Origin of the sequence: Bifidobacterium imperatoris (genome assembly GCF_002860405.1) — a bacterium.
Classification (GTDB): domain Bacteria; phylum Actinomycetota; class Actinomycetes; order Actinomycetales; family Bifidobacteriaceae; genus Bifidobacterium; species Bifidobacterium imperatoris.
The window spans coordinates 112,628-127,086 of the sequence record NZ_NMWV01000011.1; the positions used below are offsets into that span (position 1 = coordinate 112,628).

Genomic DNA, 14,459 nt, shown 5'->3' on the forward strand with positions numbered 1-14,459 from the left:
GAGCTGGCGGCGAAGCTGACTGAGGGGTAGTCTTCTCGCGCTAAGCTGGTGACCATGCGCGTAATTTCAGGACGATTCAAAGGTATGGCACTCGCCACCCCGAAAACCGGTACCCGGCCCACCACCGACCGCACTAAGGAAGCCATCTTCTCCCACTTGGACTCATGGGGAGTCTTGGATGAGGCTCGGGTTTTGGACCTGTTCGCTGGCACGGGCGCGCTTGGCATCGAAGCGTTAAGCCGCGGTGCTCGCGAACTGGTGGCTGTGGAAAGCTCCCGTCCGGCAGCTGCATTGATTGCCAAAACGCTGGCCGACCTCAAGAAGAACCGTTCATGGAGCGCCGATTTGCGCGCCCGCGTGCTGGTGAAGAAGGCCGAAGCAGTGGCAGACGGCTTTGGCGAGCCGTTCGATGTGATTTTCATCGACCCGCCATACGCCTATGAAACCGCGGCATGCGATCAGCTGCTCGCCGACTTGGCGGTTGGCAGCGCCACCCACGAGAGCACGGTGATTATGCTCGAACGCTCGATTCGCTCCGATGATCCCACTGCGCCAGAAGGCTGGGAGATCACCGAGCATCGCAACTACGGCGAAACTGCCGTGTTCTATATCGAACCGATTGCTGAATCTGCTGAGTTCGCTGAATCTGCGCCAGCCGAGCAAGGCGAGTGACACCATGTTTACTCCCGAAGCATCGCAGCGGATGTTCCATGTCGATCAAGACCTTGATTACGACTCGGTCATCGACGACGACCATCACGAATCATGGGGATGCTCGCCCATCTGCCCGGCCATTGTGCGCGTCCATACGGAAATGCCGGCACAGGATGTGCCATTGCATTGGCATCTGGGCAGTGAACTGATCTACTCCCGTCATGGGCGAGTGCACATATTCATCGACGGCGAAGAAACCACCATCGATGATGGACAGATATGCTTGATGAGTCCTAAAAGTCTGCATTCCATTCATCCCGACCCATACAAGGACGGGCAATGCTGCCTGTCCATCACCTTCGATGGTGAATATCTTTCCCGGTTGAACGCAGGCCTATCAAACCGCCATCTCGTGCAAGGTGTGCCGCTGGGGCGCGGCTGCGAACACACTGCCGACGAATTGGTGGATTTGTGCGAGCGCATGATCGACTGCGTATTCAGTGAATCGGACATGCAGCTCATCTGCATGAATGCCCTCCTGTATACCATCCTGAATCATCTCGATAAGGAATGGACGCTTGACAATGCTTCACAGCAGACCGCAACGGCTTTGGGAGAAATCCAGAACATCACCGACTATATGAGCACGCACTTCGCCAGCGATATCACCATTGCTCAGATTGCACAACGTTTCGGGTATTCACGCGAATACTTCTCCCGACTGTTCAAACGCTGCTCCGGCGTGACCCCAGACCAGTACCTGACCGAAATTCGTCTGCAGTCATCAGTGGATGATCTATTGAACGGCGACTTCACCATCGCGCAAATTGCCGAGCGCAACGGATTCTCCCATCCGCGCTCGCTGGCCCGCGCGTTTGCCGCCAGATTCGGCATGACTCCGGCCGCATTCCGCAGACATTATCGCGGGAGCGGCAACGCGGTCGGCGAACACTGATGTTGCAGTCATTTGATGATTGCGCTTTATGACACTGAAATGGTTACCCTCAAGTATGTCTTGATGGAACACGTCACAATGTGACGGATAAGGGTCAATTTTTTGACCAGTTGGCACTTCGTGTGCTCCGTATGCTGAAGACACATTTGCGAACGAGGCAAATCAATCACAAGCAAAGGAGCTTCAACATGAGCAACGAACCCGTGATCTCCGGTACTCAGGATGCCGTAGCATCACTGCCACAAAGTGGCGGTGCGCGAACCTTACTGAAAAGCGCAATCCTGTCGCTGTCCCTGCTGCTGTGCAGCGTTTCGGTGACGATGGCCGTGGTCTCCAGCCTCAAGCAGGACTTCCCGAATGCCTCCACTATGGAGCTGCAGTCATTCGTGAACGTGCCGGTGATCGGTGGCATCATCGCTACGCTGATTGGCGGTTTCCTGGCCAACAAGGTCGGTAAGAAGAACCTGTGCCTGTTGGGAACCCTGCTGTGCTTCGCCGGTGGTTTCCTGCCTATGTTCGTGCCGTCGCTTGCCTTCAAGATCGTGCTTCGTGTGATTTGTGGCTTCGGAGTCGGCCTGATTCAGCCGCTTTCCGCCTCTCTGATCGTCGACTGCTTCAAGGGGCGCGAAGCCGACACGATGATGGGTATTCAGTCCGCTATGGTGGGCTTGGGCGCCACAATCTTCTCCTCCGCCATCGCCGGCATCATGACCTTCGATTGGCACTACTTCTACTTCGTCTACTTCATTGCTCTCCTTGTGTTCTTCATTGTGCTCGTTTTCGTGCCGAACAGTGTGAACGAAATCGGCAAGGTGCACAAGGATGAGCAGTCTACCTCCGACAAGCCGAAGCGCACCAAGATGCCGTTCGGCGCTTACTTCGGCATGATTCTGCAGATCGTATTCGCCACCGGTTACGGCTTCTACACCGTGAACCTGTCCTTGGCTGCCGAGGAGACCGGTGTCATCACCGCTGTTCAGGCCGCCACCGTTATGACCGTTGTCTCCATCTCCTCCTTCATCGGCGGTTTCCTGTTCGGTTTCGTCAAGCGCTTCACCGGCATGTTCATCGGCATCATCGCCATCGCTATGGAGGCAGCAGGCTTGTTCCTGTGGGCTAACACCGCTTCTCTGGGCACATGGTATGTTGCAGGCGTGCTCTTCGGCGTCGGCTTCTGCTGGTTCATGCCGTACGTGAACTTCCTGGTCAATGAGCACACCGATCCGACCATCTCCGCACAGGCCACCTCTTATGCCTTCTTCGGTAACTCGGTCGGTTCCTTCCTGCCCACCTATGCGTTCGCGGCACTCGGTGCCATCACCGGGCTGACCAGCACCTGGAAGTCCCTGAACGAAGCCGGCGTCATGATGATTATCTGCATTGTGATGGTGCTTGTTTTCAACGCCTTCGACAAGAAGAAGCCGGCTGCTGAAGTTTCCGCCGAAGCCGCCAAGTAGGCCCGACTGGCAGAAGCTCACAATCAAATCAACGCTTGTGGCAGCAATGCCTCACCATTGAATTCCCAACCAGTGGCGGTCATTATGGCCGCCACCGTCATAACCACATTCTCATTTGTTCCCCATCCAAGCACTGAAGCTAAGGAAGACTACTATGAATAGTCCGCTGAATGGTTACGCAGCCCCTGATATCTCCTCCATGATTGCGCCGCCCTCTCCGCAACCGCTCGCCCCCGTTCCCACACCGATTCCGGAAACCAAGTACTTCCAACACACCGATGAAGTGCCGGAAGGCTGCATCGTACTCGATGAGCCCACTGAGGATTCCTTCGGCTACCCGGTGGATATGGAACAAGTCACCTATGTAACGCGCCAATTGGCGGACGGCACCTCCGTGGATCTGCCGCTGTGGGTGTTCACGCCGGGCGTGGACAACATGCCGGAAGGCGAGATCCCGGAAGGTGGTTGGCCGGTGATCGTGTTCGTACGCGGTTCGGCCTTCCATGAGCAGAATGTGCTCGACTACCTTAATTACTATGTGCGCATTGCTGAACGTGGTTATGTGGTGGCTGCCGTGAAATATCGTGCCAGCGACGACGCTCCGTTCCCGGCGCAGATGCAGGATTGCAAGACCGCGGTTCGCTTCATGCGCACCAATGCCGAACGCTTCCACGCCAATAAGGATCGTGTGGCACTCTGGGGCGACTCCTCCGGCGGCCACACCGTGCTGATGGCCGGTTTCACAGGTGATACTGTGCCGGATACGTCGGATTATCAGCCGGTGAGTGCTGAAGTGAAGTGCATTGTGGACTGGTACGGCCCGACCGACTTCGCCATGATGAACCATTACCCGAGTTCGCAGAACCATCATGTGCCTGAATGCCCGGAAGGTGTGGAAATCGGTGGCGTGGATGTGCTCGAACATCCAGACCTGAACAAGGCGGCTTCGCCGATGACCTACCTAAGCGCAGACCGTCCGACGCCGCCGACGCTGATCATGCACGGTGGTCGCGATCAGCTGGTGCCATTCAATCAGAGCTGCCGTCTGTATGCCACGATGAGGGCGTTGGGCAAGGATGTGACCTTCTACAAGCTCGATAATTCCTGCCATGCCTGCTACGGTTTCCGCAGCGACGCCGCGCTGAACATCGTGTTTGACTGGCTTACGAATCGTCTATAAACCGTTGTGCCAACTGGGAAAGTTGAGCCGACCCACACTGTAAAGAAGAAACACTATGACCACTATTGACATTGAATCCCAGGTTGCGCCGCCTGCCGCCCATCCTCTAGCCCCCATTCCGACACCGCCCAGCCAAGTGGCACAGTTCCCTCGCACCGAGGAACTGCCGGAAGGCTGCATCGTCATCGATGACCTCGATACCGACGATTTCCTCTACTCCACGTACATCACCCAGGAAACCTATGTGACCCGTACGCTCGGCGACGGCAGCGAACTGCCGCTCGGCGTGGATATCTACACGCCGTTCCACGACGACGGCAATATGCCGGATGGCAAGCCCGAATCCGGTTGGCCAGTCATCGTCTATATGCGCGGTGCCGCGTTCCACAAGCCAAATCCGTCCAGCTTCAACAGTCTGTACATCCGTCTGGCGGAAAAAGGATACGTAGTAGTTGTTCCCGAATACCGTCCGAGCGATATCGCTCCGTTTCCGGCACAGATGCAGGATTGCAAAACCGCCGTGCGCTACGTGCGAGCCAGCGCCGAACGTCTTGGCGTAGACCCCAATCGCATCGGCCTGTTCGGTGACTCCGCAGGCGGTCACACGGTGCTGATGGCCGGTTTCACAGGTGATACTGTGCCGGATACGTCGGATTATCAGCCGGTGAGTGCTGAAGTGAAGTGCATTGTGGACTGGTACGGCCCGACCGACTTCGCCATGATGAACTACTATCCGAGCTCCCAGAACCATGCGCCGGCCGAATGCCCGGAAGGCATGGAAATCGGTGGCGTGAACGTGCTGGAACACCCGGAGCTGAGCCGCAACGCATCGCCGATGAGTTATCTCGATGCCGACCGCGCGACGCCACCGACGCTCATCATGCACGGTGGTCGCGATTTGCTGGTGCCGTTCAACCAGAGTTGCCGTCTCTACGCCACAATGAAGGCCTTGAACAAGGACGTGACCTTCTACAAGCTCGGCAACGCCAGCCATGCCGCCTACGGTTTCCGCAGCGACCGTGCGGTCGGTCTGGTGCTGGACTGGCTTGCAGAGCGGCTGTAAACAGTAGTTGTTATTACAAGCAAGTGCGGTTCTCCCTGGTTGTTGGGAGAACCGCACTTGTTGTATGTATCGGCTTTGATCAATATCAGTTCAGCCTGCGCGGATGAGCGGCGGAAACCTCCCAGCCTAACGCCATCAACGTTTTACGGTCGGCCTTATCTAAAGCCTTGCAATCCAAGGCTTCGATAAGGTCCGGCCGTATTTCGTTGGTGCGAGTCAACGCTTCATCACGGCGGAAACGATCCACATTGCCGTGGTCGCCGGAAAGCAGCACATCCGGCACCTTTAGGCCGCGCCACACTGCCGGCTTCGTGTACTGGCGATGCTCCAACAACGCGCCTTCGCCGGTGTAGGATTCCTCCACAATCGAATCCGGGTTGCCCATGAATCCCGGCATCAGGCGGGTAATGGCCTCAAGCATCACGGAAACCGCCACTTCGCCACCGTTCAACACATAATCGCCAATAGAATACTCACGTACATCAACGCCTTGCGCGCGGTAGTAATCAGGAATGCGGGAGTCATAGCCCTCATATCGACCGCAGCCGAATAGCAGATGCTCGGCATGGCTCAGCTCAGTGGCATCACGCTGAGTGAACAGGGGAGCGGACGGGTTCGGGAAGATTAATACCGGGGCAACATGTGAGGTTTCAGACTCATCTGCCGGCAAGGAGGTTGCCTCGGCGTCCCCGGGCTTGTTCTCACTGCCGTCAACGATATCGGCGATTTCGCCGGCGTTTTCGGCATCTTCAATATCGTCATCGAAGGTGGCATCATCATGAATCTCGGAAAAGTCAAGTGCTTCCTCAACGGGGGAGTCCGCAAATTCAGAAGTGGGGAAAACGAGCTCGTCTGGGGAGTCGTCTTCGTTCGGGGTTGGCAAGCCGAGCAGCTCATCCAAGCATTCGGCCCATACTTCAGGCTTCATCACCATGCCAGCGCCGCCGCCGACCGGAGTGTCATCCACCGAATGGTGCACATCATGGGTCCAGTCACGCAGATTGTGTGCGGTGATTTCCAGCAGACCCTTGGACTGGGCCTTGCCCATCAGGCTCAGGTTCAGCACTTCAAAGTATTCGGGGAATACGCTCACGATATCGATCTTCATGCAACATAAGCCTACCGATACCCCTCCCGTTGCATGTGCCTCTTTCCGGTGCGATAATTGACAAGTCAGACAGTGTTGTCGAACAAGCGGAGGGTTACATGAACAACAATCGTTACAACTGGAAGCTGAGATTATTGCTGACCATCATGCTGATCGCGAATTTGGCTGCGGTGGTTGTGCTGGGACGAATCACCGGAAACTATCTAGTATGGCTTGCATTCGTTGTATCTGCGATATGTGCAGTGTTGATTGTTACTGACAAGTCAGCGTGGTAGCAATTGAGATAATAATCAGAAATCAGCTAGATAAAACGCATTACAGGCTTGTCGTTACACTATTGCGTGATGAATACGACGATGAGAATCCCCACACGCAAGAAGCCGGAAGTACTGTCTCCGGCCGGCAATTTGCGCGGTCTGAAGGCTGCGGTTGATTATGGTGCCGATGCCGTTTACTGCGGCGGCAAGGCTTTCGGGATGCGCTCGGCGCCAAAGAACCTGAGCCTTGAGGACTTCGAGGAAGGCTCCCGTTACGCGCATGAGCGTGGTGCCCGCGTGTACGTGACCTGCAACGTCCTGCCGCGCAACAATGAGATCGAGGCGATGCGCGAATACGTGGGTCAGCTCAAAGATACCGGTGTGGATGCGCTGATTGTTTCCGATATCGGCGTGATGATGATGGCCCGCCAAGTAGCACCGAATCTGGAACTGCACGTTTCCACTCAGGCCGGCGTGACCAATTATCAGGCCGCTAACGCATTCTATGAACTTGGCGCTCGCCGCGTGGTGCTGGCTCGTGAGATGGATTTGCAGGCCGTGCGCGACATCCGCGCGAACATTCCGGACGACCTCGATATCGAATGCTTCGTGCATGGTGCGATGTGCATGGCCTTCTCCGGCCGTTGCCTGTTCTCCAATTACCTGACCGGACGCGACGGCAATCATGGCGAATGCGCGCAGCCATGCCGTTGGAAGTATTCGATTGTGGAGGAGAAGCGCCCCGGCCAGTATTTCCCGATTGAACAGACCGAGGATGGAGCCTACCTGTTCAACTCGCAGGATATGAACATGCTCGGCCACTTGGATGATCTGATCGATTCCGGTGCCACGAGCCTCAAAATCGAAGGTCGTGCGAAGAGCGCTTACTATATTGCCGCCATGACCAACGCCTATAAGACCGCGGTGAACGAATACATGATTCAGCGAGGCTTCGAGGATGCCGATGGCATGGTGCTGAAGCCCTTCCATGATCAGGTGATTCGTCCGGGCGACCCGGACTTCGGCAAGTCCGATGAGGCGGATGCGATCATGCGCAACGCTGATAAGGCGTTTGCCGGAGTTGCCGATGAGGGCTATGAGCGTGTTGAAGCTGTTGATGCCGCCACTAGGCCGGAGCCGGATGGCATGAGCGCCCACGCTCGCTCAACCCGCCGCAAATCCAATACCGCAGCGGAAATCATCGAAAGCGACTGGAAACATGCGGCGGTACGCCCTGCTCCGCACGTCGAGCTGCCCGAATGGCTGCTTGAGGAGACCGACAAGGTGGCCCACCGTGACTATTCCACCGGTTTCTACTATCCGGAACACAAGGTGACGCAGAACACTGACCGTTCCGCCTACTTCCGTTCATGGTTGGTGGTCGGTGAAGTGCTGAGCTGGAGCGCCGATGAAGGCGGTCGTGTGACTTTGATGAGCCGAAACAAGATTGAGCCCGGTCAGGAGGTTGAATTCCTGCTGCCAGGTGAGCGCCCACTGGTGTTCACCGTGCCGGAAGACGGCTTAAGGGATGCCGAAGGATTGCCGGTGCCGGCCATCAACAATCCAGCGCATGTGTTCTCCATGCCTTGCCCGCATCAGGTGCCGGTCAATGCAGCTATCCGTTCCCGCACCAAAAAGCCCACATTGAAAGCCGAATAGTCGCATCCAATCAGCGTCCTGTTTTTCAGCGCAAATATCTTAGGAAATAATCCCACACATCCCGAATTTCTTGCACTGAGATGATGTCAGCGCAAGAATTTCGGGGAAACAACCTTGTTTTCCGGAAATACTTGTACTGACGAACACTCAGTGCAAGAAATTCGGGAGGATTGGGTTGTTCTCCGGAATTACTTGCGCTGAATTACGGTAGACATGGTTGTGACAACAGAGAAAGTACGGAAATGACCGAATACAGTGACGAAATCCTTGACTCCAGTGCCATGAGCTCCACTGACCGCAATGGCCGACCGATTCCGGTAACCATTCCTATCGCATTGGCCCCTGGCATTACCGTGGTCTACACCACGCGCCTCGGCGGCCTTTCCACCGGAGACTATGGCAACCTGAACTTGGGCGGTAAGTCTGGCGACGATCCAGAAGCCGTGCTCTCCAATCGCATTGCTCTGTCCGAAGCAATACATGCGCCGCTGTCCCTGGTCAGCCAAGTGCATTCCGGCATCGCCGTTGATATTGATGAACCGGGTCATGAGTCCAACACGGAGTTCGGTTTTGACGCTTCCGGCACTCACGGCGAAGAGCCTAGCACGGTTATCGAAGCAGACGGCCAGGTGACCTCCCGTCCGGACATCGCCCTCGGCATGTTCGCCGCCGACTGCCTGCCAGTATTGATGGCCGATCCCGAAACCGGCATCATCGGAGCCGCACATTGTGGCCGCCGTGGACTGGAACGTGGCATTATCGGGGCCACAGTGGAATTGATGCAGAGCAAAGGTGCCGATCCGAGCCGCATCATTGCCACCCTCGGCCCACGCATCTGCGGCGATTGCTATGAAGTGGGCGACGAAATCGCCGACACCTTTATCAAGCGATTCCCACTGACCAAAACCCAGACCCGCTTCGGCGGTGCAGGCATCGATATCGCCGAAGCAGCAATGATCGATCTGGCATTCGCTGGCGTACATCAGGTAGTTGATTCGATGCCACGCGTGCATGCCGCCACCGAATACCTTGAGGAAGACGCGGAACTCGCCGAACTGTGTCGTACCGACGGCGAAGGCCCCGCTGAACTGGCCGAACGCATCGGTAACATCAGCCGCAGCACGTGCACGCTGGAGAATCCGCTCTGGTATTCGCATCGCCGTGCCGCGCTCGCCGGCAAGACCCACGAAGGCCGCCTGCTCGCCCTCATCGTGCGTCACTAGCGCGCACATTCCGTGGAGAAGATGTGAGGCAGGTCACGAACGGGCATGCCTCACCCTACGGTGGAGCCTATGACTGAGACTGAGAGAGCAAACGAGACTGCAATGAATACGACAGTTGGCGAGCCCAAGCCGCAAACCATGCCCGTGGTTGCCGTGGTGCTGGCTGCAGGATTCGGTACCCGATTCGATCCGGAGAATCCCAAGCAGCTGGTGTCCGTTGGTGGCAAGCCAATAGTGTGCTGGAGCATCGAGGCGTTCGAACGTTGTGCACGCGTCAGTGACATCGTTGTGGTGGTCAATAGTAAGGTTCGCGAAGAAGTCGAATCATTGATTGATCAACAAGGCTACGGCAAAGTGCGCGTAGTCATCGACGGTGGCGCCGAACGTGTGGATAGCACTGCTGCCGCTTTGGATACCTTGGTTCAAGCTGGTATTCCGGATGATGCCAAGATTCTCATCCATGATGCTGTTCGCCCGTTTGTCGCCCAGTCTGCCATCGATGGATCCATCGATGCGCTCGACCAGTTCCAGGCAGCCACCGTGGCCTATGCGTCCACGGATACAGTGTTGCTTACCCAGGATCTCGGTGATTTGAAAGTCGTCAAATCGGTGCCTGACCGTCCGAATACATTCCGTGCACAGACCCCGCAATCCTTCCGTTTCGCTACGATTCGCAAGGCGTACGAGCTGGCTGCTGAAGACCCTGACTTCCACCCCACGGACGATACGCGAGTGGTGGTGGATTATCTGCCGGATGTGCCGGTGGCCATTGTTTCAGGCGCGGAAACCAACTTGAAGATCACTACGCTGGAAGATATTCCTACCGCTGAGCGCATTGCGGAGCAGTTGGAGGGCTTCAATCCCAAGGAAGCCGCTCGTGCGCGCATGCATGCCCTGCTTGCTCAGGCTGCCGGTCAGATGCGCTAATTACTAATGCTAAGGGCTGAGCTCAGGCGTTAGACTAGGCATTATGCGTGAACTCAATGTGGTGATTTCCGGATTCGACCATTATGATGGCGTGGACGTCAACCCGGCATATGAAGTGCCCAAAGCTATTGCCGAGCAAGGCTTAGGCGCGTCCGCGGGAGCCGATGATCCGTTGAATGACGTCCATGTCACCATTCATGCCGTACAGCTTCCGGTGAGTTTTGCGAATGCTTGGCCCACGTTGAAGGAGGCTATCGAGGCCGCAAAGCCGGATATCGTTATTGCTACCGGGCTTAAGCATTCGGCGCGTAGCGTCATGCTGGAGCGTTGCGCCACGAATCTGATGGATGCCGAACGCCCGGATGCGGACAATGTGATTCCTCGTCGCAAACCGATTGACCCGAATGGTCCGGCCGCGTATTGGACTCGCTTGCCATTGCGTTCGATTCTGCAGGATTTCACCGATGATTCGATTGCGGCATCCTTAAGTTCGGATGCCGGTACCTTTGTGTGCAACTCGCTGTTCTATAACCTGCTTAATTGGACTGCTACGCAAGAGCGTGTGCTGGCTGGATTCGTGAGTTTTCCGCCCGTGCGACCAGCCGGCTCCACCCAGCATGGTTTGACGCTTGACCAGCAGATTGCTGCTGGGCGAGATGTGGTGCGCGAGGCCGTGCGTTACTATCTCAAACCTTCCAGCTCTGACATTCTCATTGCGTAGCTTCCATGAGCTGTCCGCATTGCGGACTGGGAGGCGCGTCAACAAGCGCAAAACTAGAACATCATTCGCACGCATTGTAACGATTGCATATCAATGGGTGTCTCTATTACGCTCATGCGCTACAGTGCATGAGGACATGCCAAAGGCTTATGGATGTGAAAGGATATTCAGCCATGGTGGATCGTTTCCCGGTGGTGCTGCGAGGATATGACAAAGAGAAGGTCGATTTAGCGTTCGATGCCGCCCAGGACAGCTTGAATCAAGCTCAGAAGACGCTGGCCAGCATGCGTGAGCAGATTGCCGCGGATGATGATCGCATTTTGCAGTTGCAGGCTCAGTTGCAGGAAGAGCGCAACAAGAAGCCGCAGAACAACAGCTTCGCATCGCTGGGTGCCAACGCTCAGCAGATGTTGGCCTCCGCTGAGCAGACCAGCACCGAGCTGCTCAACCGTGCCAAGCAGGATGCCTCCGCAACCCGCATGGCTGCGCAGGCTCAGGCGGAAACTTTGATTAATAACGCCAAGCTGGATGCCCGCCATATTCTCGACGACGCCAACGCCAAGGCTTCCTCCATCCTGCAGAACGCGAATAATCAGGCTGATTCTCTGACTTCTTCCGCTAAGGAGGAAACCGATCAGCTGCGTTCCGAGACCACTAAGAACATCACCGAGCAGCGTCAGGCCGTTGAACTTGAGCTCAGCAACGCCCGTGAAGAGCACAACAAGAAGCTCTCCTCCGAGCGTGCCACCCAGGAACGTGAGCTCGCCGAGATGAAGGCCGAAGCCACCGCTAAGATCGCCGAGCAGCGCAAGAGCGCCAACGAAGAGATTTCCAAGCTGAAGTCCGACTCCAATGACCAGATTGAAGCTGCTCTGGCCGAGGCCAACAAGAAGCTTGCGGATGTGCGCGAGCAGGTTTCCAAGATGATGACTGAGGCGCAGCGCAAGGCCGGTGAAATCATCGACACCGCCAAGTCCAAGGCTCAGGAAATCACCGACGAGGCTGAAGTCAACCGCACGAACACCATCAGCCAGGTGAGCGCCGAGGTGGAGCAGATTCGCTCCGATATTGCCGCACAGCAGGATGAGGCCACTAAGAAGGTCAACGAACTGCTCGCTCATCTTGAGGAACGCCGCCAGGCTGCCAAGAAGGAAGCCGATGAGCTGGTCAGCCAGGCCAAGACCACTCGTGAAGAAGCTGATTCCTACGCTGCCAACAAGCGTCAGGAGGCGGATGCTCAGGCTGCTGCCATCGTGCATAAGGCTGGTGAGGATGCGGATGCTCAGGTTGAGGAGCGTCGCGCTGCCGCTCAGAGCGAACTTGACAGCTTGAGCAAGCACATCGCTGATCTTCAGGAGCGTGAGGCCACCATCACTCAGCGTGTTTCCGAGTTGCGTTCCATGTTCGCTCAGGCCTTCTCCGGCTTTGCATTCGACGCGGTCAAGAACGAGAACGCCCAGTCGCTGCCGGTTGTCAACCCTGTTCCTGAACAGCATGAGGCTGAAGCCGAGTCCGATGAATCGGCGGAAGATACGGAATCCACGCAAGCCATTGAACAGCAGTCTGAGGGTGAATCCGAAAACTAAGGATTAATGACAAGCCCTCGACTACACTGCTAGAGGCAAAAGAACTGCGGCACCTGTGCACTTTCGCCAGGTGCCGCGTTCATTGTAATTGCGCCACAAGCGCACCTATCCGAAGAAGGAGTAGACATGAGTGAACTGACGCCGTTGACTGGCGAAGCGCTGAACGCTCTGCGTGACGAGTTTGATGCTGATGGCACCAGCCGTCTGGCCATGAACGCCGTGACCGCAGCCGGCATCGAAAAGGTGGCCCGCAACTATGATCGAGCCCGCCTGCTGCAGCGCCGCTTCTCCACCGTGGTCGACAACGGCGAAGCCACCCACCAGGATCGTTCCGGTCGCTGCTGGTTGTTCAGCTCCCTGAACGTGGCTCGTTTCATCGCCAAGAAGAACATGAACCTGAAGGAGTTCGAGTTCTCCCAGAACTACGCGATGTACTACGACAAGCTGGAGCGCGTCAACTACTTCCTGAAGGATATGGCTGCGCTGGTTGAGGCTGGTGAGCCGTCTGATTCCCGCTTGGTGCAGCACCTGCTCGCCGATGTGATGGGTGACGGCGGCCAGTGGACTATGGCCATGAACGTGTACAAGAAGTACGGTGCCGTGCCGAAGGACCTGTTCCCGGAGACCGAATCCTCCAAGAACACCCGTGAAATGAATGTGCAACTGCGCGCTCTGCTGCACACCGCAGTGGCGCACATGTATGCCGTAGCTGGCGATCAGGCTGCCATCGACCAGATTGTTGCCGATACCACCGCTGCCGGCCACCGTATTCTTACCATTCACTTGGGTGAGCCGCCGGTCTCCTTCGACTGGGAGTGGACCGACAAGGACGGTGAATTCCATCGTGACGGCGAGATCACGCCGGTTGAGTTCTGGAAGAAGTACGTGGGCCCGGCTGGTCTCGAGGATTACGTGTGCCTCGTGGACGATCCGCGTGCCGAGCATGCCAAGGGCAAGAAGATCGGCATCGAGCACTTGGGCAACGTGGCTGGCGGCGACGCCACCGAGTACCTCAACGTGCCGAACCAGTTCATGAAGGACTGCGTCAAGCAGATTTTGGTCGAGCAGGGCATCCCGGTATGGTTCGGTGCTGACTGCCACCCGTTCATGGATCGTGAGAATGGTGCCTGGGCCACCGACCTGTTCGAGTACGGCAAGGTCTATGACTTCGACTTCGACCTCGATAAGGAAGCTCGCGTGCGTTTCGGCGATTCCGCCATGAACCACGCTATGGCTTTCGCCGGCGTTGATGTGGCTGACGACGGTTCCACCCGCCGCTGGCGTGTGGAGAACTCCTGGGGCTCCAAGATCGCTGACAAGGGCTACTTCACCATGTCCGACGATTGGTTCACCGAGTACGTCTACGAGGTGGCCGTCCCGAAGACCATGCTCCCGGCCGAATATCAGAAGGCCCTCGAGGAGCCGGCAACCATGCTCCCCGCATGGGATCCGATGGGCGCATTGGCCAAGTAGCACGCGAAGCGTGCGTCGGCCAATGCGAGAAGCCGGAAATAGAAAACAGTCCAGTGGACTGTTTTCCCGGCTTCCGGCCGACAGGCCGACTATGGAGCGCCTGATAAGCAATCACGCCCGACCGTCCATAAAACGGCCGGGCGTTTCCATATCTACCTGCGCGCAGGTAGACTTACCATTCCGCATGCTTACATCA

The 14,459-nt window shown here is 56.7% G+C and carries 13 protein-coding genes; 12 read left to right on the top strand and 1 reads right to left on the bottom strand.

The features are described from left to right. Positions 1 to 54: 54 nt before the first annotated feature. The 5 genes from rsmD (at position 55) to Tam1G_RS04725 (ending at position 5,309) form a co-directional block, all read left to right on the top strand. Positions 55 to 672: a 16S rRNA (guanine(966)-N(2))-methyltransferase RsmD gene (rsmD, locus tag Tam1G_RS04705; RefSeq protein WP_165781907.1), complete on the top strand. Its 618-nt coding sequence runs from the start codon at positions 55 to 57 to the stop codon at positions 670 to 672. 4 nt (positions 673 to 676) lie between these two features. Continuing rightward, entirely contained in the window at positions 677 to 1,609 is a 933-nt protein-coding gene (locus Tam1G_RS04710; protein ID WP_242689706.1) for an AraC family transcriptional regulator, read from the top strand. A 188-nt stretch (positions 1,610 to 1,797) separates the two neighbouring features. Then, positions 1,798 to 3,066, top strand: a complete 1,269-nt coding sequence (locus Tam1G_RS04715; RefSeq protein WP_242689707.1) for an MFS transporter — start codon at positions 1,798 to 1,800, stop codon at positions 3,064 to 3,066. Positions 3,067 to 3,220: 154 nt separating this feature from the next. Further along, positions 3,221 to 4,246, top strand: a complete 1,026-nt coding sequence (locus Tam1G_RS04720) for an alpha/beta hydrolase (RefSeq protein WP_101625646.1) — start codon at positions 3,221 to 3,223, stop codon at positions 4,244 to 4,246. A 55-nt stretch (positions 4,247 to 4,301) separates the two neighbouring features. After that, entirely contained in the window at positions 4,302 to 5,309 is a 1,008-nt protein-coding gene (locus tag Tam1G_RS04725; protein WP_101625647.1) for an alpha/beta hydrolase, read from the top strand. Between the two features lie 85 nt (positions 5,310 to 5,394). Here Tam1G_RS04725 and Tam1G_RS04730 read toward each other — a convergent pair whose 3' ends face one another. Beyond that, the gene (locus Tam1G_RS04730) at positions 5,395 to 6,417 is read right to left on the bottom strand and encodes a tRNA (guanine(37)-N(1))-methyltransferase (RefSeq protein ID WP_101625648.1); all 1,023 of its coding nucleotides are present in this window, start codon (positions 6,415 to 6,417) and stop codon (positions 5,395 to 5,397) included. Positions 6,418 to 6,515: 98 nt separating this feature from the next. Between Tam1G_RS04730 and Tam1G_RS11650 the strand changes: the two genes are divergently transcribed. The 7 genes from Tam1G_RS11650 (at position 6,516) to Tam1G_RS04760 (ending at position 14,263) form a co-directional block, all read left to right on the top strand. Beyond that, entirely contained in the window at positions 6,516 to 6,692 is a 177-nt protein-coding gene (locus Tam1G_RS11650; RefSeq protein WP_165781908.1) for a hypothetical protein, read from the top strand. A gap of 81 nt (positions 6,693 to 6,773) precedes the next feature. Further along, a complete protein-coding gene (locus Tam1G_RS04735; protein ID WP_165781910.1) occupies positions 6,774 to 8,333 on the top strand; it encodes a peptidase U32 family protein in 1,560 nt (519 codons plus the stop codon). 242 nt (positions 8,334 to 8,575) lie between these two features. Then, entirely contained in the window at positions 8,576 to 9,556 is a 981-nt protein-coding gene (locus Tam1G_RS04740; RefSeq protein ID WP_101625650.1) for a purine nucleoside phosphorylase YfiH/LACC1 family protein, read from the top strand. 102 nt (positions 9,557 to 9,658) lie between these two features. Next, positions 9,659 to 10,483, top strand: coding sequence for an IspD/TarI family cytidylyltransferase (locus Tam1G_RS04745; RefSeq protein WP_242689708.1), 825 nt, complete (start codon positions 9,659 to 9,661; stop codon positions 10,481 to 10,483). Positions 10,484 to 10,526: 43 nt separating this feature from the next. Next, positions 10,527 to 11,204 carry a pyroglutamyl-peptidase I gene (locus tag Tam1G_RS04750; protein WP_101625652.1) on the top strand — a complete coding sequence of 226 codons (678 nt, stop codon included), beginning with the start codon at positions 10,527 to 10,529 and terminating at the stop codon, positions 11,202 to 11,204. Between the two features lie 173 nt (positions 11,205 to 11,377). Continuing rightward, positions 11,378 to 12,790: a cell division protein gene (locus Tam1G_RS04755; protein ID WP_101625653.1), complete on the top strand. Its 1,413-nt coding sequence runs from the start codon at positions 11,378 to 11,380 to the stop codon at positions 12,788 to 12,790. Positions 12,791 to 12,916: 126 nt separating this feature from the next. Continuing rightward, on the top strand, positions 12,917 to 14,263 hold the full coding sequence (locus Tam1G_RS04760; protein ID WP_101625654.1) for a C1 family peptidase: 1,347 nt from the start codon (positions 12,917 to 12,919) through the stop codon (positions 14,261 to 14,263). Positions 14,264 to 14,459: the final 196 nt, after the last annotated feature.